General features: G+C 42.4%; 18 protein-coding genes. 12 read left to right on the top strand and 6 right to left on the bottom strand.

Annotation, left to right across the window (positions count from 1 at the left end):
• Nucleotides 1–382 precede the first annotated feature (382 nt).
• Nucleotides 383–532: a Hok/Gef family protein gene (locus tag VSAL_RS23120; protein WP_083799329.1), complete on the bottom strand. Its 150-nt coding sequence runs from the start codon at nt 530–532 to the stop codon at nt 383–385.
• Between the two features lie 735 nt (nt 533–1,267).
• Here VSAL_RS23120 and VSAL_RS23490 point away from each other — a divergent pair.
• The 6 genes from VSAL_RS23490 (at nt 1,268) to VSAL_RS21865 (ending at nt 3,756) form a co-directional block, all read left to right on the top strand.
• Nucleotides 1,268–1,651: a hypothetical protein gene (locus VSAL_RS23490; protein ID WP_049940477.1), complete on the top strand. Its 384-nt coding sequence runs from the start codon at nt 1,268–1,270 to the stop codon at nt 1,649–1,651.
• A 66-nt stretch (nt 1,652–1,717) separates the two neighbouring features.
• On the top strand, nt 1,718–2,164 hold the full coding sequence (gene radC / locus VSAL_RS21885; protein WP_158306900.1) for a RadC family protein: 447 nt from the start codon (nt 1,718–1,720) through the stop codon (nt 2,162–2,164).
• Between the two features lie 70 nt (nt 2,165–2,234).
• Nucleotides 2,235–2,618 (top strand): helix-turn-helix domain-containing protein, encoded by a 384-nt coding sequence (locus tag VSAL_RS21880; RefSeq protein WP_012548870.1) that lies wholly within the window; start codon nt 2,235–2,237, stop codon nt 2,616–2,618.
• The gene (locus VSAL_RS21875; protein ID WP_012548869.1) at nt 2,608–3,057 is read left to right on the top strand and encodes a hypothetical protein; all 450 of its coding nucleotides are present in this window, start codon (nt 2,608–2,610) and stop codon (nt 3,055–3,057) included. Before VSAL_RS21880 ends, VSAL_RS21875 begins: the two co-directional genes overlap by 11 nt.
• A gap of 22 nt (nt 3,058–3,079) precedes the next feature.
• Nucleotides 3,080–3,370: a hypothetical protein gene (locus VSAL_RS21870; protein WP_012548868.1), complete on the top strand. Its 291-nt coding sequence runs from the start codon at nt 3,080–3,082 to the stop codon at nt 3,368–3,370.
• A gap of 125 nt (nt 3,371–3,495) precedes the next feature.
• On the top strand, nt 3,496–3,756 hold the full coding sequence (locus VSAL_RS21865; RefSeq protein ID WP_012548867.1) for a hypothetical protein: 261 nt from the start codon (nt 3,496–3,498) through the stop codon (nt 3,754–3,756).
• Nucleotides 3,757–3,911: 155 nt separating this feature from the next.
• Here VSAL_RS21865 and VSAL_RS21860 read toward each other — a convergent pair whose 3' ends face one another.
• Nucleotides 3,912–4,187, bottom strand: a complete 276-nt coding sequence (locus VSAL_RS21860) for an HU family DNA-binding protein (protein ID WP_012548866.1) — start codon at nt 4,185–4,187, stop codon at nt 3,912–3,914.
• A gap of 292 nt (nt 4,188–4,479) precedes the next feature.
• Between VSAL_RS21860 and VSAL_RS21855 the strand changes: the two genes are divergently transcribed.
• Nucleotides 4,480–4,899: a hypothetical protein gene (locus VSAL_RS21855; protein ID WP_012548865.1), complete on the top strand. Its 420-nt coding sequence runs from the start codon at nt 4,480–4,482 to the stop codon at nt 4,897–4,899.
• Nucleotides 4,900–5,058: 159 nt separating this feature from the next.
• Nucleotides 5,059–5,415, top strand: a complete 357-nt coding sequence (locus VSAL_RS21850) for a hypothetical protein (protein ID WP_012548864.1) — start codon at nt 5,059–5,061, stop codon at nt 5,413–5,415.
• A gap of 402 nt (nt 5,416–5,817) precedes the next feature.
• Here VSAL_RS21850 and VSAL_RS23600 read toward each other — a convergent pair whose 3' ends face one another.
• Entirely contained in the window at nt 5,818–6,009 is a 192-nt protein-coding gene (locus tag VSAL_RS23600) for a hypothetical protein (RefSeq protein WP_158306899.1), read from the bottom strand.
• 244 nt (nt 6,010–6,253) lie between these two features.
• On the opposite strand from VSAL_RS23600, the gene VSAL_RS21845 reads away from it, so the two are divergent.
• From VSAL_RS21845 to VSAL_RS21835, 3 genes are read left to right on the top strand one after another with little or no spacing between them, the layout of a single operon-like run.
• Nucleotides 6,254–7,255: an ArdC family protein gene (locus VSAL_RS21845; protein WP_012548863.1), complete on the top strand. Its 1,002-nt coding sequence runs from the start codon at nt 6,254–6,256 to the stop codon at nt 7,253–7,255.
• A gap of 36 nt (nt 7,256–7,291) precedes the next feature.
• Nucleotides 7,292–7,687 carry a hypothetical protein gene (locus VSAL_RS21840; RefSeq protein ID WP_012548862.1) on the top strand — a complete coding sequence of 132 codons (396 nt, stop codon included), beginning with the start codon at nt 7,292–7,294 and terminating at the stop codon, nt 7,685–7,687.
• A gap of 33 nt (nt 7,688–7,720) precedes the next feature.
• Nucleotides 7,721–8,158: a lytic transglycosylase domain-containing protein gene (locus VSAL_RS21835; RefSeq protein WP_012548861.1), complete on the top strand. Its 438-nt coding sequence runs from the start codon at nt 7,721–7,723 to the stop codon at nt 8,156–8,158.
• A 413-nt stretch (nt 8,159–8,571) separates the two neighbouring features.
• Here the strand turns inward: VSAL_RS21835 and VSAL_RS24145 are convergent, their stop codons facing one another.
• The gene (locus VSAL_RS24145) at nt 8,572–8,706 is read right to left on the bottom strand and encodes a hypothetical protein (protein WP_269447631.1); all 135 of its coding nucleotides are present in this window, start codon (nt 8,704–8,706) and stop codon (nt 8,572–8,574) included.
• Nucleotides 8,707–8,795: 89 nt separating this feature from the next.
• Here VSAL_RS24145 and VSAL_RS21830 point away from each other — a divergent pair, with 89 nt between their 5' ends.
• Nucleotides 8,796–9,149: a hypothetical protein gene (locus VSAL_RS21830; protein WP_012548860.1), complete on the top strand. Its 354-nt coding sequence runs from the start codon at nt 8,796–8,798 to the stop codon at nt 9,147–9,149.
• A gap of 43 nt (nt 9,150–9,192) precedes the next feature.
• Here the strand turns inward: VSAL_RS21830 and traI are convergent, their stop codons facing one another.
• Entirely contained in the window at nt 9,193–15,003 is a 5,811-nt protein-coding gene (gene traI / locus VSAL_RS21825; protein ID WP_012548859.1) for a conjugative transfer relaxase/helicase TraI, read from the bottom strand.
• Nucleotides 15,004–15,143: 140 nt separating this feature from the next.
• Nucleotides 15,144–17,222, bottom strand: coding sequence for a type IV conjugative transfer system coupling protein TraD (gene traD / locus VSAL_RS21820; RefSeq protein WP_012548858.1), 2,079 nt, complete (start codon nt 17,220–17,222; stop codon nt 15,144–15,146).
• Between the last annotated feature and the right edge of the window lie 8 nt (nt 17,223–17,230).

The raw sequence follows: 17,230 nt of genomic DNA, 5'->3' as shown, positions 1-17,230 counted from the left end.
AATTGGATAAATAACCAAGAAGTTGTTTTTATTTATTAACCAATGATCATGCTTAAATCTGCCCATCATGACAATAAGTCTCTGCTTTTATTACTCGAGTTCACTGTACAGTTAGTTTAGAAAATATGAGCGAATTTATGCTGATAATTCTTTAGTTCACCGCTGACTCTGTGGGATAGATTCAGTCACGTGTTGGACTTTAGTTCGAGAATATCTAGAAATTATTTAGGAATGAGTTTGTCATTAGACAGGGGGAACGAAGCCTCAGCTAATGCAGTAAGGCTATTATTTGGGATGTTAAGATATGAAACATGGGTGCTCGTGGCCTGCACTTAACAATCTGAAATCAGGTGGCTGCTTTACTCAGCCACCTGTTCAGCTACTATCTTGATTCGTAAGCAAGTGTTGCTTTTAAAATCGTCCCCCCTGATTGATAAGAGACATCACACAATGAATCTCGTACTAACCAAAGCCCAATTAAAATAGTCACGCAAATGACTACTAAACTCGTTACAGCCGATTTTTTCAGCATTTTCTTGCACCTCGTCAAAATAGAGGCTAAGATCAGCTTTGTCTAGAAACATGATTTAAACCTCGTTAGTTAATGAAAATTAATTATCGGGGTTTTCGTCTATTTACCGTCTACAAAACTTACGCCATGCTTTCGGTTAATAGCCAAAAGCACCCGTCGCTATTCTAACCTAAACACTTTCTCTTATTCTACTTTTTCATACACTTATCTTTATTGATTACTTCATATTGCTGAATATGGATCTGTTTTTTATGTTCGTTTTTTAGTCGGTTCATTTTACTGATAAAAATTAAGGACAAAAAGAAGAGTGGGCGAATGTTCATTTATAGTCTTGGCCAAAACAAAAAAGACGTTTTAACCAGGACTAACATTCACGGCTTTTCGCTGCGCTCGTCTTGCTAACTTGATTCATTACGAAACAAGGTTTCTATTCATCTAAGTTTCAAAGACACAATCCCCTCGCAACATCAAAAGAAAGAGCCAGAGCTAACATCAAGAGCGTTCACTTCTGTTTCTAAAGTGCTTGTAATCGTCGCTATCACTTTCATGAGTCATTGTTTCCTATGTGTGTGTTTTCACATTCGCCTCGCAACTTCCTGTAAATCGTTTCTTATCACAACCTATTGGTCAAGGGTATATAAACGCTACGCGCCCTTGTCCAATAGAACGATGCTAAGAAATCGAACAGTCAGGCGAAACGAAGATGAAAACTCACTCAAACATAGGAAAACAGCCATGACTCATTCAGTAGCTATCAACTCAACAATCACTAAAGAAACAGAAGCGATGCAAGCAAAGGCAGGCTCAAGCAAAAATGAAATTATTCAGAGCAAAGAGCAACGTATTGACCCTATTCCATTCTTTTTAGGTACGGTGGTTTTGACGCAAGGGATTAATATTTTATGCGAGGGTAAACACGAAGCAATGGATGAATTTGTTAAACGTCACGCGTTATGCGATTGGGGCACAACGGCGGCGGAAGATGGCGAGCTTAATAATGAAGCGACCCATAACGGAGAGCGCATTATGTCACAGTACGATTTTGAAGGGACAACCCTTTGGATCGTTACTGATCATGATCGCCGTGTGACGACCATTTTATTACCAAGCGAATATTAATTAACTTTACCCTTTAAACCGCCCATAAAGGGCGGTATAATAAATTCAATGATTAGGAAGCATCTTATGTTTACTGAAAATGAAAAAACAACCCTTGCTCAAGCCGCTGCGATTATTGAAACAAAAATCCGTACGACGCCTGAGCTAACGACTTCTGATTTAGCCATTGAATTTTGTACTAATCGATTAGTACATAAAGAGCATGAAGTGTTCGGTATTTTGTTATTGGATAATCAGCACCGTTTAATTGAGTTTGTAGAGCACAGTGTTGGGACGATCGATAGTGCGTCAGTGTATCCACGAGAAGTGGTTAAATTAGCGTTACATTACAACGCTGCCGCCGTGATATTTACACACAATCATCCTTCTGGCATTGCGGAGCCGAGTCAATCCGATCGAAAAATAACGGCTCGATTGTTGGATGCATTAGCATTAATTGACGTTAGAGTGCTTGATCATTTTGTTATTGGGTGCGGTGAGACGGTCGCTTTCTCTAAAAGAGGATGGATTTAATCGTCAGGTTTGACGATTAAATAGTGTAGGGCTGCAAAGCAGCCCATTTATACAACAATGGACAATTATTATGAGTAAAATTAAAGCGGGTTATCTCACAGAACCCCCTGTTACTGTTGAAGCCTTTCGCAATCGTCCGTGCTCGTTACCAATAACAGATCAAAATCATGTACCGCCTACACCTGAAGAGGTGAGATCGTTACGTCAGATTTTAGGCTTTACACAGAGTCGAGTCGGGGCATTAGTGGGGCGATCTTATAATGACAAAGGCTGTAAAGCGGTTAGGCGTTGGGAAAGCAATATTGAAAGTAAAGAATATCGACCTATTAATTACAGTGCCTGGCAGCTTATGTTATTAGCGGCCGAGGTCATTTTTCTTGATGAAATAATTGAAGCTTCAGAGCAATATAGATTAGGGTGTCATATTAAGGGAGAGATGAACGATGACAATTGATCAAAAAATTTCAGATTATTTACCCGAGCATTATCCAGAAAATCAAACCTGCGAAAGAGTGCAGGGTTATTTTATCGGCCCTAAGTTAAGAGATGATTTTGATAGCACACCCAATGAAGAGCGACATTCATTGGAGTTAGAGCACTGGTTTGGGCGCCCATACATTGATATTGAAGAGTTTACCTTTGAAACCTATCAAGATCACGTGACGCGAATGGGTAAGTTTGGGATCGAACTCGAAATTGAGTCGGAAACTGAGTTCTATGAGAGTCAGCAGCAGAGTAAAGAAAGTTGGTTTACAGCATGGCCAACAGGTAAACGTTTTGAGTCCCGTTGTCTTACTGGAGGTGCATGGGATCGCTCTAGTACTCTAGGAATGTTTGCGACTCTTGATGAAGCGATTGCTCGATGCAAACAAGACATTATTTTATTTGGCTAGGTTAAATTAAGAGGTGATCGAGATGTCACGCGCATTACTGGACGAAACGGTGCTTAAATTTATAGATGCGAAGTTATCCATCGAGGGTCGTATCACCTCAACAGAGGTGATACGCGCATTTGGTTTAGGTCGTCAAAAAATTAGCTCTCTATTTACTCAGTATCGAGGGTTGTGTCCTAACAATATGCACCATGATGTGAGTTTGAGATGCTACGTACGTGGTGATAAATTCAAGGCAAAGTTACTTACGAATAAAACGCCGGAAGATTACCTACAGGCTGTTGAAGTCATATTCGGCGAGCAAGAAGGCTAAAGATGAGTGAGACTGTCGAAAAAATCAAATAGTTTCGTGCCACAATAAAAGAGGTCCGCGAGAATTTTAAGCAGCCTTTGGGCCATCCATGTTTAATTGCACAATTGGACGTTTGTGAGAAAGTCATGGCTGAAAATAATGATAAGTCGATTTGGGGATCATATGGACGGGGCTCAGTTCGGCATTTCAGGAATGATTTACGTAGGACGTTGATTGAGGGGGAATGGAGGGATGGTAGTGAGTTTTCTGACTCACCTCTTTTCTTTGGGTGGTCAATAAAGCAAATAGAAAAAATAATGATTGATGATGCGAGCTCTATCCCTGAGCTGGTGATGGGAGCATATGATCATTATCAATGCCACAAGCAGCTTTTTGACTTCTATTAAAGGGAGAAGATGAGCGATGATAAGGGTAAGTCATTGTACCGACTGATAGAAGGTACAATGTCATAAATAAAAAATACGATCTTTTAATCGGCCTATTTTTTACTAATATTTTTCTTCAGCGAGCAATCCATTCTAGATTGATTGCTTTTTAAATTCTATTCATTCACTGCTTCTTTTAATGCTTTACCGGCTTTAAATGCCGGCATATTGCTTGCGGCAATTTGAATGGTATCGCCTGTTTTAGGATTACGACCTTCACGCGCCGCTCGTGGGTTGACTTTAAATGTGCCAAATCCAATTAACGTGACTTCTTCACCGTTTTTTAGTGCATTGGTAATGCTTTCTACGGTGGCATTTAACGCCGCTGTTGCTTCTTGTTGTGATAAATCCGCGATATCTGCAATGTGTGATACTAAGTCTTTTTTGTTCATGCTTATATTTCCTATCAGTAAATAAACGATTATTCGTATTCGATGGTCATTATCGTAAATTAAAACGCGAACCATTTACTCTCTCTTAACATTGAGATAAATCAGTTTCTGTGTTGGTAGGGGGGAACCATTGCGGTTAATGGTAGACGAGTTTTCGTGAATGATGACGTATTGTGCGTTAATTTTCATGTCTATTTGTTGGTTGATATTTTGAAATTCAGAGTCACTTCACGTTCGTGTGTTTTTTACGTATGGGACTCAATAGGTATCACGTACAGTTAAATGAAACTGTATGATGAGAAATGAAATGATCAATGAGCAAGCTTATGTTCCATTTTCTTGTGTTTTTAATGGCGATAAAATGTTTAACACTATGACGCTCTTTACTGGAGATACGTCCATGTATCGTCATATTTATCAAGTGTGTTTAGTGAAAGAAGATGAAGCTCAGTTACACGTGCTTGGGGGCTTTTTTATTAAAACAAACGTTGATAGAAAAGATGAAAGGTATTTATCTATTCTGTTGCAATGTTGCTCTCATCTTGAAGCGTTTGATAGTGCTTTATTTTTATCTTTGAAGCTAAAGATTGAAGGGATTCAAGATATTAATGAAGAGGAAGGGATTAGTTTGATGAAGTATCAATATCAACAGTTAGTTAATCAAGGGATGATTTCATTTAAAGGCTCTGTACATCATTATGCCGAGGCTTAAGTAAGTGGGAGTGACGTGAGCTTATTTGATATGTTCCCCTTTTTCTTGTCTAACGGTAAATTTTTTTCTCATTAAAGTGCCTATTTTTCTTTTAAAGATAGAGTTTTTCCTTTTTTATAACTATATGTTAATCATGATTATTATGAGAGGGACTGATAGGTGAATGCAGATATCTATATTATTTATGACATTTTAGTGTCATGGGATAACCCGAAAACATACTCAGATCTGACTAATGATTATAAAAATAAGTCAGGAGAGTGGCATTCTCCTCAGTCTTGGGCGGCTCCTTTAGGTTTGTTAAATCAAGTGCTCGCTGATGCGGGAGCGCCTGCGTTGAGTGCGCTTGTTGTTTCTCAAACAACAAACGAACCAGGACTTCATTTCTGGTCTAGTGCTTCTAATGTTCCAGAAAAGCACAACAATCCGCTTAAGCGGCACTTAATATGGCAAGGCATTCTTAAGCAAGTTTTTGTATATCCATGGCCAAGTCAACTTCCTGCCTATAACGTATGAGGTATGAGGTATGAGGTAGAGTTTGTCAGGGGTCACATTAATCCTTGTTATACGGTGGTTAGTTACACTGATGTGCATAATTCTACCTGTTAGATTTTACGGTAGAAAGAGGGGGAATATAAGAATACATTAACAAGGTGACAAGGAACAAATATACAACCTATTTAAGACTACTCTTTTTTTAGACAGGTGATCTCTCATTCGTAGTAGTTTTTTGGCTCAGCTGATACTGGGCCATTTTTTTTATTACTCAAATTTGAAACAAAAAAATGCCACGCACTTGGTTGGATGCATGGCAAACTGGAGTCAGTTATTCATAAGGTAATAACTGGAAATACAACAATACACTCAATTAAGATAGGTTAAAACGTTTCGATTACCATGATTTTTTCGTTCTTTTATTTAAACCGCAAGTAGACAGTAATAATCCCCGGGCGATTTAACAGGCTTTTCGTCGCAAGCTCCTCCCATCGATAACGTGATGCCGTAGTTAAGCAAGCTTAAACGGCCTCTACGCTCCTGATAGACAATCCTTATCGCAACATCAAAAGAAAGAGCCAGTGCGAGTGCTAAATCTACAGCTAGAGCTAACATCAAGGGCTTTCACTGCTTTGGGTTAAGGTCAACTACGCATGGGCTTGGTTTCGTGCGTCATTCATCCTCTTTGAGTTACCGCTACCCAGTGCGTCGCGACTTCCTGCAAATCAACTCACCATCAGAACCTTAATGACAAGGGTAAATATACGCTTCGCGCCCTTGTCATTAAGAACCCTGTGGAGAGATTGAGCAGTCAGGCGATGCACTGAATAGCGATATCTTAATCAAAGAGGACTCAATCATGACACACTCAACTCAAGCCCCTGCAAGTTTCTCTACACCTCAATCAGCAACCAAAGGCCAGCCTTTGGAAACCGAGGCTCACTCTAAAAGCGATAATTTTAAAAGCAAACCAAAAAGCAAAGGCAAAAAAACAAAAGCGAAAACGGATTTCTATCAAATTATTACGGATTCGATTATTGCAAGTCTTGAGTGTGGGGTTAAACCGTGGGCGTGTCCCTGGGACATGGAAGGGTGCTCTTCTATGCCTTACAGCTTGAAGAGTGGCGCGCAATACAGTGGCATTAATGTGCTGTTGTTGTGGGGCGCTGCTGTTGAACGTGGGTTTACTGCGTCGGCTTGGTTGACGTACAAGCAAGCCATCGAGATGGGTGGCCACGTTCGCAAAGGTGAAAAAGGCACGACGATTATTTTCTATAAGCAGTACACCAAAGAAGATAAATCCACCGGTGATGAAGAGAGCGCGTTTGTGATGAAAACCTACACCGTGTTTAATCTTGACCAAATCGACGGCATTGAGTTGGCTGGTGGGGCGTCAATGACTTCCGTTCAATCTCTTGATTTTAACGCCTACGCACACGTTGACGAGGCGATTAAGGCAACGGGCGCACAGATTGTCGAAATGGGTAATAAAGCCTTCTATCGTCCTTCTACGGATGAAATATATCTGCCGCCTCGTGAGCGCTTCAATAGTGAGCCTGATTTTTATGCGACCACCCTTCATGAATTGACTCATTGGAGTGGGGCAAAGGCCCGACTAAATCGCACAAAAGGAAAACGTTTTGGCGATGAGGCATACGCGTTTGAAGAGTTAATTGCTGAGCTTGGCAGTGCCTTTTTAATGGCGGATTTTGGTCTCGGTGGAGAGGTGCAACACGAGAGCTATATTGCCAGTTGGTTGAAGGCATTAAAGAATGATAAAAAGATTATTTTTCAGGCCGCCAGTGCCGCGTCGAAAGCGCATCAATACATTACTCAGGCTCGCGAGTGCGCCGCGGCTTAATACTTTAATAGGCTTGTCGATTCATAGTAAGGGGGCATGATGCGTATACACAATAATAAACAACGTCGAATGACTCATCAATCGACGTATTCATTTTCGGATAAACTTCATTATCTTAAATTGTTGTCTCGGGGAATAAGTGAAACTCAACAAAATGATATTAATGAATTAAAAAACACGTCATTATATCAAGATATAAAAAGCGTATTCGATGGTGATGGATTTTGTTGTTTTGATTTAACCTCCTTGTACGATGTAATAATAAATTTAAATGAAAAAACGACAGCTCACTCTTGGAATATCTGCATTAATTCTGATAGCGTGATAATACATTGTCGTTTTAATTCGGTCTTTCCTGGTATTCGTTTTATAAAGATGAATGGGCATTATTATTTAAAGTCGTTTAATTATAATATGAGCGGTAAATATTAAATTGATGCTTTTTAAATGGAGTCATGAGTTCAAATGAAATTAAATATCCTGTTTTTATCTGTGGCGTCATTGAATGTGAACGCGTTCTGTTTTGAAGAGGCTGGGCGTTATTACGATGTTAGCCCAACCTTGTTAACATCGATTGCGATGGTTGAAAGTAATCTACAGGCCGATGCGGTGAATGAAAACAGAAACAAGCGCGGAGAGGTGGTGAGTGTCGATTATGGATTGATGCAAATCAATTCGACGTGGTTCTCTCGTTTATCTCGGTTTGGGGTCAGCAAAGATAATTTACTGAATGACGCCTGTTTTAATGTTCACATTGGTGCGTGGGTTCTGTCTCAAAACTTCGCGAGCCATGGTTATAACTGGAACAGTATCGGGGCGTATAATGCGGGATTCAGTGCGAAGAATGCCGCGGCTAGAGCACGATACATTAGAAAAGTTCAAGCGGCGTTAGCGAGCTTGTAAGCGTCTTTTTTTGTTTCCCCTGTCAACGTGATTTTTTCCTCTTCGCTTTTCCTTCCTTAATTTGTTTTTCTATTGAACGTCTCCAACGCTCTTTTGCCTGTGGTCGAACTCACGCGCCATACTGAACGGCTTTTTTCTTTGAATACCCCCATTTTAGATTTTTAAAACAGTGACAATAATTTTTCCATCCGAGTGCGCATTACCTTCTTTTTAGAGATTGACACACTACGCTACTTTGATGAATCAAAGTAATGGGTTGTCTGTATTTCAAAGCCATTTAAAAACAGTGAGTTAGGTGTCTTTTGAATTTAGTTTTTAAGTTATTGAATTTTCATTGTTTCATTTAGAATTATCATCGAATTTGGTACACAAGTGGTACAGATTTGGTACAAATCTGGTACAACGTATAGTACTCAATAGGTTATGGTTTTTACATTGATTTTGTACCAAGTTTGAGCCACTTTTTGTTTCACCTTTGACCCATTTTTCTTTTGTTTGTACCACTTTTGTACCATGATTTTAGGTCTTTTAGCTTTTTTGTACCACATGTGTACCACGGTTTTTCATGTGGTACACTTATGGTACAAATGAAGGGCGAATGTGTACCAAGGTTGTACCATCCTAAAGAGAGGTAAAGATGACAGTAAATAGAGTACAAGTGCCTATTGATGGGGCGTTAAAAGTGACGGTTGACCGCTATGTTGAAAAGCAAGGTGGCAGTCGTGCTCAAGCCGTTAAGTTTCTTGCAGAGCTCGGTGCTAGGTTGTGGGACAGAGAAGACGATGACACCCCAGTCGAGGTGAGTGATAGAGAAGTGCTGGAAGAAGTGTTGTTATTGGTTCGACGTAATTTGATGGTCAGTAATGTGACTCACTCTCAAACCTTTGACAGTGAAGAAATGATAAAGAATGATGTAGTGGCGAAAGCGTTGAGAGATAAGTTTGTAGATAAAGCGCAAGTACAGCAAGCGGATTTTCTTGCTAAGGAATAAGTAAAAGCGGCTCTCTTTTTTAAGGCGTGCCGCTTTTATGTTGTTATCTTTCTCTGTCCAATTCCATGAGTCTTTGGGGGTTGGTATCGATGTCTGGTGTGCTCTTTTCATCCATATTGATGTTGCTGACTTTGCTCATGAGTTCGTTCTCTTCTTTTCTTTCTTGCTCTTTAATGAACTTGGATTGAGATGACAATAGGTGTTCATCTTCTTGTTTAATGGCATTCTCTTGTTTGTGCATATCAAGATTGTTGCCTACTTCATTTTTTATTTCTAACTGACCGTGTTCAATTTTTGTTATTTCAGTATCGATTTGTTTCTGTAATTCTGCGTTATCAATAAAGGTGACGGTATGGTTGGTAAAGTTGTCCATTATCTTTGTGATGTTATTTTCGTTTAGGGTTTCTCCTTTGGTGTTTAATACAATGATGATGTTGTCTCGTAATGTGTTTTTATCCATTATTTGAATGTCGTTTTTATTATTAACGGTATTAATGTCGATGTCTTTATTGTTGTGTTGATTAATTAATAGGGCGTCTTCAATGGTCGTGGTAATAATGCTGATGTTGGTGTTTGAGCCTTCGTTAATAACGACGTTTGATTTTGTTTTAGTGCCGAGTACGCGTTTTTCTATATTTAAGTCGGCGGTATGTCCTTTGTTATCTAAATACGTTATTTCAATGGCGTTACTTTGGCCTTTGTTATTTTCGATGGTTGAGATAATCGCAGGGTAATTACTTCGTGTTTCTGATGAATATACCTTTGGGTGAAATTTAATGCTTGGGTGGTCGTCAATAATAATGCCTTTATTGCGCAGGTATTCTTGAGCAATCGTGCCTTTGATTGGGGTTGCTTCTTGTTGGTATTGGCGCGCGCGGGCTTCGAGCTCGCTGATGAATTTAGGCGTGGTATTGGTCAGTTTTTCATGGTTTGGATTGAGGGTTAACGGGTTGTCTTTGGTTTGATTAAGCAGCGTATCGGCGTGCAGTAACGCGTCTTTAAAACCGATGTTTTCAACCGCCATAATGAGGTTTATGCCATTGCCTTTTTCGCCGGTTGTCCAGTCTTTAAAGTGGCCACGATGCTTGCCTGTGAGCGTGACTTTTAACGCGGATTTACCGATGCCAAAAGTGAGGTAATCACGGTCTGATTTGCTTTTGTTTGGGGTACCAAGTAGGTGAATTGCGAGTGATTCGGCTCGCATGGCGAGCTCGCTATTGAGTTTTTTGGCCATGATTTTCATGTCCAAATTGCCATTGATGTCTTGGTAATGTGGGTTTTCTTTTGGCAGTGGCGCGGTGTTAAAGGTGATGCTTTCTTTTGGGGTTGAGAGTGTATTGGTCTCAATGGCAGAGCGTTTGTCGTCCTGGTTGTTGAGCCATTGTTTTATCATGGTGCCTTCGTTGTCGGTGTAGAGTTTTACGTGCTCGGATGCGCGAGTTAAATCGATATAAGCACGACGAATGTTGGTCAGTTGCCCACGGCCTTTGATGGCGGTGATGACGTTTTTGTACGTGGCGCCTTGCGCCATGTTTGCGGTTCTGGTGTACGAATAATCCCAGTGGGCGTCTTTTAAATCCGTGGTTGATAGGGTGATGGTGTGCTGTTTTTTGTTGCTAAGGGTAATGAGATTGTTCTCAATGTTACTGACGGTATACGGCGTATTGGCTTCAATGCCTTTGTCTTTGTCGGTCATTCTCATCATGACTTTATCGTTGGTTGAGAGGGGTTGGTCACTGCGAGTGAACAGGTTTGTCATTTTATGATCGCTATTTTTAGGAAAGAACGGGCGTTCTTTTCCTGTGCTCTGCTCTTTTACTGTCACTAGGTTGTGTTTGTTATCCACGTGAATGATGGTGGATAGGGTGTCTTTGCCTGTTTTTACAACGAGTCCTTTTTTGTAAGGCAACATAGTGGCCATTTCTTCTTTGGTGGCGCCAATGCTGCGCAGTCGTGGCATGAGTGTGTTTTCTTTATGAAGTTGATTACTTTGTTGGAGGCCATGTCTGATGTGTTCAGTGATGGTGTCCCGCTCCTTGTTGGTATAAGCAATGATGAGCGTGTCTTCTTGCGATTGTTCGGTTCTTGAAAGGTAATCTTGTGCGACGACGTGAGCCAGTTTCTCTGTGGCTATTTCTTGGTTTTCTCTGTGGTTGGGGGTGATTTTCTCGTAGGTTGAGACGACATGATGAGTTTTGTGGATGCCCGTGTCGGCGTTGGGTTGCTGCTTGAGCTTGCTTAGGCTGCTTTCTGGCTGTTTGTCTACCATGTTGTGCACCGCGCCAAGGAGGGTGTCGTTTTGTTGTCTTACGATGTCCGTCATGTCGGTGCGATTAAGGGCGTTGCTGCTCATGGCAAGCTCAAAAGGTTTGCCTGCGCTGAGTGATTGCAATTGCGCTTTGTCCCCAAGAAGCACCGCTTTCGCGTCACTTTTCTCAACTAAGGCGGTGAAGTGTTTCATGTCATTGTTGCCAATCATGGAGCTTTCATCGAGAAGAAAAAGCGTTTGTTGGTATGTGTTTGCTGTGGTTTTGCCACTCTGGATGTCGGCGAGTAAGGATTGAAGCGTTTGCGCTTCAACGCCTTTGTTTTTGAGCTCGTTTACGGCGGCGTGAGTGGGCGCCAGACCAAGGATGGTCGTTTCTTTGTTTGAGAGTTTGTCGATGCTGTGAATGAGTTCGATGTCTTTCTCAAGCATGGTTGATTTACCGGTTCCCGCCAGTCCTTGTACCGCCACGAATCTATCGGGGGTTGTCGCTATCATGTGGACGCTTTCTTTTTGTCCTTGAGTGAGTCGGCTTTCATGTTGAAGAAATTCGGTGGCTTGAGCGTGAGTGACAAAGGGCGTGGTTTGGTTTTTCCCTCGCGCTAAGGTATCGAGAATGGTCTTCTCGGTATGGATGGCGTCTTTGGTTGTCCAGCGGGTGCCATCACTGAATTCACTAGAGAGGGTTTCTTGATTGTTTTTTAAGGTATCAATGATGTCCTCTTTGCTGATGGCGGTGCCGGTCTCTTCTAGACTGTAGCGTATCGCTTGCATGACGAGCTCTTTTTGGGTGTAACCGGCTTCTTTTTCACTGATGTGATGAATGGCAAAGTTAACTGCTTTTTCAATGTTGTTTGAGGTTGGGGTGTTTAACAGGCGCAATGCCTGTTCAACGTCTTTGGTCACGGTGTTGGTTGTCAGTGTCGATAGGTATTTTTCTGTCGGCTGTGTTGTGGCCATGACTCGCTCAATGGCGGCGGGTCTGACTTCGTTTTTTTCAAACTGCGCCGCGACTTTCTCTTTGTCGTCAGTGAAAATATCGATGTTGTTTCGATTGAGGCTCAACTCATTGAGTAATTCTTTAGAGGCGCTATACGCTTTGGTCTGCACCATGAGGTGCGTTGCCGTGTCACTTATTTTTTGAGTGGTACTGGCAAAGTTGTGCGTGATGGGCGCGTCCGTCAGGTGTTTTGTCTTAATGGTTTTTTGTTGGCCCTCTCTGTCTTCTAAGGTGATGGACTGAGGTGTGGCTTTTTTTACAATGAACGCTTGATGGGCGGCGAGTTGAGAGGCGTAATGTTTTCCGCTTGTGATGATTTTATCGCCGCTGGCAATCTCTAGGCTTTCTTTTTTAAAGACAGAAAAATTATGCGCTGGCTTTGATGGGTCGATGGTGAGTTGATTGCCTTTTTCATCGATGATGTCCAGCGTGTTGGTTTTTCTGTGGGGTTTACTGACGATGTATTGACTCATCGCGCCTTCGCTCCATGAGCGAAGTACCATGCCTGGTTTGTAATGGGTGGACAGGGTACGTTGCTCTTGGCTTAGAAAGTGGGGGTTTAACGTCGAAATGCTCACGCCTTGGCGTGACACTTCGCCCGTTTGTTTGAGTCTTTCTCTGATGGCGGTGTTGAGTGTTTTCACGTCAGCATTGGTTGTTGCCAGCACTTGGATCGTGTTTTTGTCTGGTTTTTCTGCATATTGATTGACTAACTCATTGAGGTTGTTGTCGTGGATCTTTATTTTCGCTTTGGTGGGTTGATTGTTTACCCAGTTGATGTTGTTGGTGTTTCCTTTGCTTAAAAGGTCCATTGAAGAGTGAGATTTCATGCCTTGTCGTGCGGAGGCATGGTTGAGGAAGATTATCTTACTGTTGGTGTGTTTTGCTTTGTTGGTGATGTCGATGAGTTGGTCGCCACTGAATTTACCGCTGTCTTCAAAGACAAAAACGTCTTTGTTGCTAAAGGGCGTTACTTTGTCACCTAAGTATTGATTTACCCCATGAACAAAATCCGCTCTGAACGTGTTTTTTATCCATTGGAGTGGAGTGTGGGATTGGCGCTTTATGGTGCGCTCTGTTTTTTCTTGAGAGATGCCACCCTGCGTCATGATGTGAATGCGCTTGCCGCTTTCAGAGCCGACATGCAGCAGCCCTTTTGCTACTTGCTCACTCGAACCAAACACATTGACAGTATTGAACTGTTTGGTTGAAAGAAATAATTCCGCGAGTTTGTTCTGGTTTTCTTTGTTTAAATTGAGTTGAGATAGTGCAGTGTCGTTGGGTTGGGTGCGCATGTGGCGAGGGCGCCCCTTGGTGGAATTAATGAGTTTTTTCTCGTTATTCAATAAGGCTGTGGTTGTGAATTGACTGTTGTTTTTGTCTAATCCAATCAGCTCTTTTGAAGCGATCCTCTCATCAAGCGCAAGCTTGATGTCCAGTGCATCGAGCTTTTCTCCTTTGGTGAATTCACTCATGGCAAAAGACACCATTTTTTCATAACTCAATTGGGTTTGTGTTTTTGATAAATGATTGATGGTACGAGTCAGCGCATCCACGGCGCGTGGTTTGATAACGTTTTCATTGGGCGCTTTAACCGGATTTTCTTTTGCGTTGTTAATGAAGGCGGTTATATCAAACCCGTCGGTTTTTACGGTATGTTGCCAGGTGCTGTTGAGCTCAACGGCGTCTTTGTGTGTTTTGGCTTTTCGGGTGTTTTTGGCCGCTAAGTCTCGGGTTTGTTGAGAATTAAACCCTAAGTCTTGGGTTTTCTCATTGATTTGTTGGCTTCGCTTTGAAAAGTCATCCATGAGTGATTGAGGCACCCCCTCAATCTCAAACTGACCATTGCCAGCTCCTTTGATTGTGTAGCCCAGGCTTTCTGCTTGTTTGGATAAATGACTTTGGTAGAGCATGCCATAGTAGAGTTGATTATTGTATACGCGCTCCATTGTGCCATTAATAACCCCACCAGATTGTTTTAAACTGGTGGCCAAGGCGCGTAATCGACCTTGTTCGTCACGAGTCATGTTGGCGGTCAGGGCGTGAGTGTGAAGTTGTGGATCGTCTTCTCGACTGGTTTTGTGCTGAACCAAACCAAACAACATGCTTTTGCTGTTGGCGTAGGATTGTTTTTTTGTGTCCTCTTCGGTGTATTTGACTTGAGCGGCGTCTTTTTCAAGCTCAGATAAAGCGAATTTAACGGCGTTGTTGTGGCCATCAAGCAGTCGAGTGTCCCCACCGACCAAGGCCAGAACGCTGACGGATTTTGGCGCCGAAAAGGTCAAATCAAACCCTGCTCGGTGTTTGTCACGTTTTCCATGAATGGTTTCATCGAGTAACGAGCCTGAAAGTACCGCTTGTAAGGTATCCCCTTCGATGGGTTTTCCATCCAGGCCTTTTTCGGTGGCTAACTTTCCAAACCACGCGGTGTTGTTGCTGTCTTTTAAGTAGTAATTCTTTTCCTTATCAGACTCGCTGTTTTCTTTTTCTGTCGTGAGTTCGGATTGCTCGCCATTGAGGTGCTTCTCATCGTCTAGGTAATATTTAGTGGCTTCGCCAGCGCTCGCGATTGGGGAAATGGATATCATGAGGGGGATCCTTATCAACGTTTTTTGGATTTATCGCGGTTTTGTGATTTTTTGCTATAATTAGATTTCAGTGGTCTAGGGGCTCTAGGGAATGAACCCCGAAACGTCGCCTTTAACGGGAGCGGCTTGACCACGTTTCTTTAATCTCCGAGCTCTATATCGGCAATGGAGGCTTCATTTATCATGCGCTCAGCCTCTTGCTCTTGCTCAATGTCTCTTCTTTCTTGCTCTTTTTTCTCTGGAGTTAGCATCGATCCTTTTTCTTTTTGAATTAACTCTTTGGCTTTATTGGCTCGGATGGCCTGTTTTTGATCTGCCCATTCCGCGTTCATTTGTGTTTCGTCTTCAAAGTTTTTCGCTTGGCCACTTCGTAATGCATCACGGTTTTCTTTATCTAACGCTTGCGGTGCCATGAGCTCAAGAAAGGTCAGTTGTTCATAAATAGCGGTCATCTCAGGTGACATGCTGTGGTTGCGTTTGATGAAGGGGTGACAAAGTTGTGGCATCTTATCGAACACTAAATCTAATCGTGTGATGAGGTTGCACCCCAGTAATCGAACCCAACACTGTAAGTCGTCCAGAGTTTGGATTTCAGCGGTTGATACCACGGGTCTTGTCACCGTTTGGTGGCCAAGAGAGACGCCATCACGCATGGCGTGAGCGCCATAAGAGTAGTTTTCTTTGGAGATGTCTATCTCTTGCTCGCCCAAATCTAGCGCCGATATTTTTGCCATCGTGGCTGATGGGGCTCGAAAGTAAAAACGGGTGTTGAGTAAATCAAAAATGACCTCAGCCGTGGTTTTACCGTAGGTTTTGACCAATTGAGCGTAAGACTGAATGCCAATGACATAACAGCCGCCAAACTTTCTGACTTCGGCGATGATGGCGTCCAACTCTGGCAATTTATGCAAGGTTGGCATCTCATCGAGTATCACCCAGATACGGCGGTCTTCGTCTTCTTCCATGCCTAAGATGGCGTTGGAGGCAATGGCCAACCACATTGAGATTAAGGGACGTAATGACGCGTGTTGTTGTGCATTACTGGAGAGAAACAAGAAGCCTTTTTGCTCATCGTCTTGCACCCAATCGGTGATGGAGAATTTAGGGCGCTTTAAGGCGTTGTGTTCATTTTTCTCATCCAACCCTTCTAAGAATCGCAAGGCTTTAATGTACGTGGCCAATACGGATTTGATGGAAATGGCGGTTTTTTCAATCTTGTTAGACACGAGGGTGGCCGATTCCGTGCCTTTTAAAAAAGAGCCTAATGTTTCTAGCTCAGAGGTTAAGACCAGGCTCAGTAATCGAGCGGTGCTGACCGGTTCATTGTCTTTCATCATTTGAAAGGCGGTGCTTGAGAAGATGGTTCGCGCCGAATCAACCCAAAATGGATCGCCATCGCCATGTTGAGGAATAAGGGCCGCGGCCATGTTTTCAAAGTCAGGGGCTTCTTTGGCGTCACACCAAATGTCCCAGTTGGCGCAGCGCTCATCAAAGGGATTTAAAATGGTGTCGGTTTCAGGGTTATAGAACTTACCGACAAAGGTGCAGCCTTTGTCGTAAATGATGGCCTTATCGCCACGTTTACGTATCCAACGGACCAACTTTCTGAGTGCGACGGATTTTCCCGCGCCCGTGGTGCCGTCAATCATTAAGTGCTGTATTTCAAAATTGTGCTTAAACAGACGGTGCTTATCGATGGCAAAACTTGATAGCTTGCTCTTGGCTTTAACTTCTTTAGTTATCTCTGCAGGAGTTGCCTTTTTTATCCCACGGATAAAGTGATCGTCGGTTTGTTCGTCCCCTTTACTTTTAAAATACGTCATGGCAATAAAGACAAGGCCGAGTCCAAGTAAGGTGCTTATCAAGAAATTGACTTGGAGTTGATACCAAAACTGAGCGTTTAAATCGAGTAAGGTGTTGTTACTGAGTTGAGCGCCTAATGTGCTGGTGTAACGTTTACCCTCCCATAAGGTCGTGACTTCACGAGTTAATGGGGCATTGAGTTTGAGTAGCGTGTGATTGCGGATTGAATACCAGACAGCCATGAACGTATTGGCGGGCGCACGAACGTAAGTGAGCAGCACCGTGGCGCCAAGCACACTGACGCTTATCCACTTAAACAGGGCGGTGTTTATTTGAAAAAACATGCGCAAGTTGTGGAAGGTAATTTGACCGCCACGGGTGTAATTGCTGTGTTTGGGGCGTTTGTCTGTATCCATGTTATTGT

The organism is Aliivibrio salmonicida LFI1238, assembly GCF_000196495.1.
Lineage (GTDB): Bacteria > Pseudomonadota > Gammaproteobacteria > Enterobacterales > Vibrionaceae > Aliivibrio > Aliivibrio salmonicida.
Note: the sequence above shows the minus strand (reverse complement) of the source record. Positions and strands in the feature narration are given on the sequence as shown.

What these genes read in the sequence shown, in the direction of transcription:
- VSAL_RS23120 (WP_083799329.1), bottom strand. Translation starts at nt 532, where the DNA reads ATGCTGAAAAAATCGGCTGTAACGAGTTTAGTAGTCATTTGCGTGACT.
- VSAL_RS23490 (WP_049940477.1), top strand. Translation starts at nt 1,268, where the DNA reads ATGACTCATTCAGTAGCTATCAACTCAACAATCACTAAAGAAACAGAA.
- radC (WP_158306900.1), top strand. Translation starts at nt 1,718, where the DNA reads ATGTTTACTGAAAATGAAAAAACAACCCTTGCTCAAGCCGCTGCGATT.
- VSAL_RS21880 (WP_012548870.1), top strand. Translation starts at nt 2,235, where the DNA reads ATGAGTAAAATTAAAGCGGGTTATCTCACAGAACCCCCTGTTACTGTT.
- VSAL_RS21875 (WP_012548869.1), top strand. Translation starts at nt 2,608, where the DNA reads ATGACAATTGATCAAAAAATTTCAGATTATTTACCCGAGCATTATCCA.
- VSAL_RS21870 (WP_012548868.1), top strand. Translation starts at nt 3,080, where the DNA reads ATGTCACGCGCATTACTGGACGAAACGGTGCTTAAATTTATAGATGCG.
- VSAL_RS21865 (WP_012548867.1), top strand. Translation starts at nt 3,496, where the DNA reads ATGGCTGAAAATAATGATAAGTCGATTTGGGGATCATATGGACGGGGC.
- VSAL_RS21860 (WP_012548866.1), bottom strand. Translation starts at nt 4,187, where the DNA reads ATGAACAAAAAAGACTTAGTATCACACATTGCAGATATCGCGGATTTA.
- VSAL_RS21855 (WP_012548865.1), top strand. Translation starts at nt 4,480, where the DNA reads ATGATGAGAAATGAAATGATCAATGAGCAAGCTTATGTTCCATTTTCT.
- VSAL_RS23600 (WP_158306899.1), bottom strand. Translation starts at nt 6,009, where the DNA reads ATGTTAGCTCTAGCTGTAGATTTAGCACTCGCACTGGCTCTTTCTTTT.
- VSAL_RS21845 (WP_012548863.1), top strand. Translation starts at nt 6,254, where the DNA reads ATGACACACTCAACTCAAGCCCCTGCAAGTTTCTCTACACCTCAATCA.
- VSAL_RS21840 (WP_012548862.1), top strand. Translation starts at nt 7,292, where the DNA reads ATGATGCGTATACACAATAATAAACAACGTCGAATGACTCATCAATCG.
- VSAL_RS21835 (WP_012548861.1), top strand. Translation starts at nt 7,721, where the DNA reads ATGAAATTAAATATCCTGTTTTTATCTGTGGCGTCATTGAATGTGAAC.
- VSAL_RS24145 (WP_269447631.1), bottom strand. Translation starts at nt 8,706, where the DNA reads ATGTGGTACAAAAAAGCTAAAAGACCTAAAATCATGGTACAAAAGTGG.
- VSAL_RS21830 (WP_012548860.1), top strand. Translation starts at nt 8,796, where the DNA reads ATGACAGTAAATAGAGTACAAGTGCCTATTGATGGGGCGTTAAAAGTG.
- traI (WP_012548859.1), bottom strand. Translation starts at nt 15,003, where the DNA reads ATGATATCCATTTCCCCAATCGCGAGCGCTGGCGAAGCCACTAAATAT.
- traD (WP_012548858.1), bottom strand. Translation starts at nt 17,222, where the DNA reads ATGGATACAGACAAACGCCCCAAACACAGCAATTACACCCGTGGCGGT.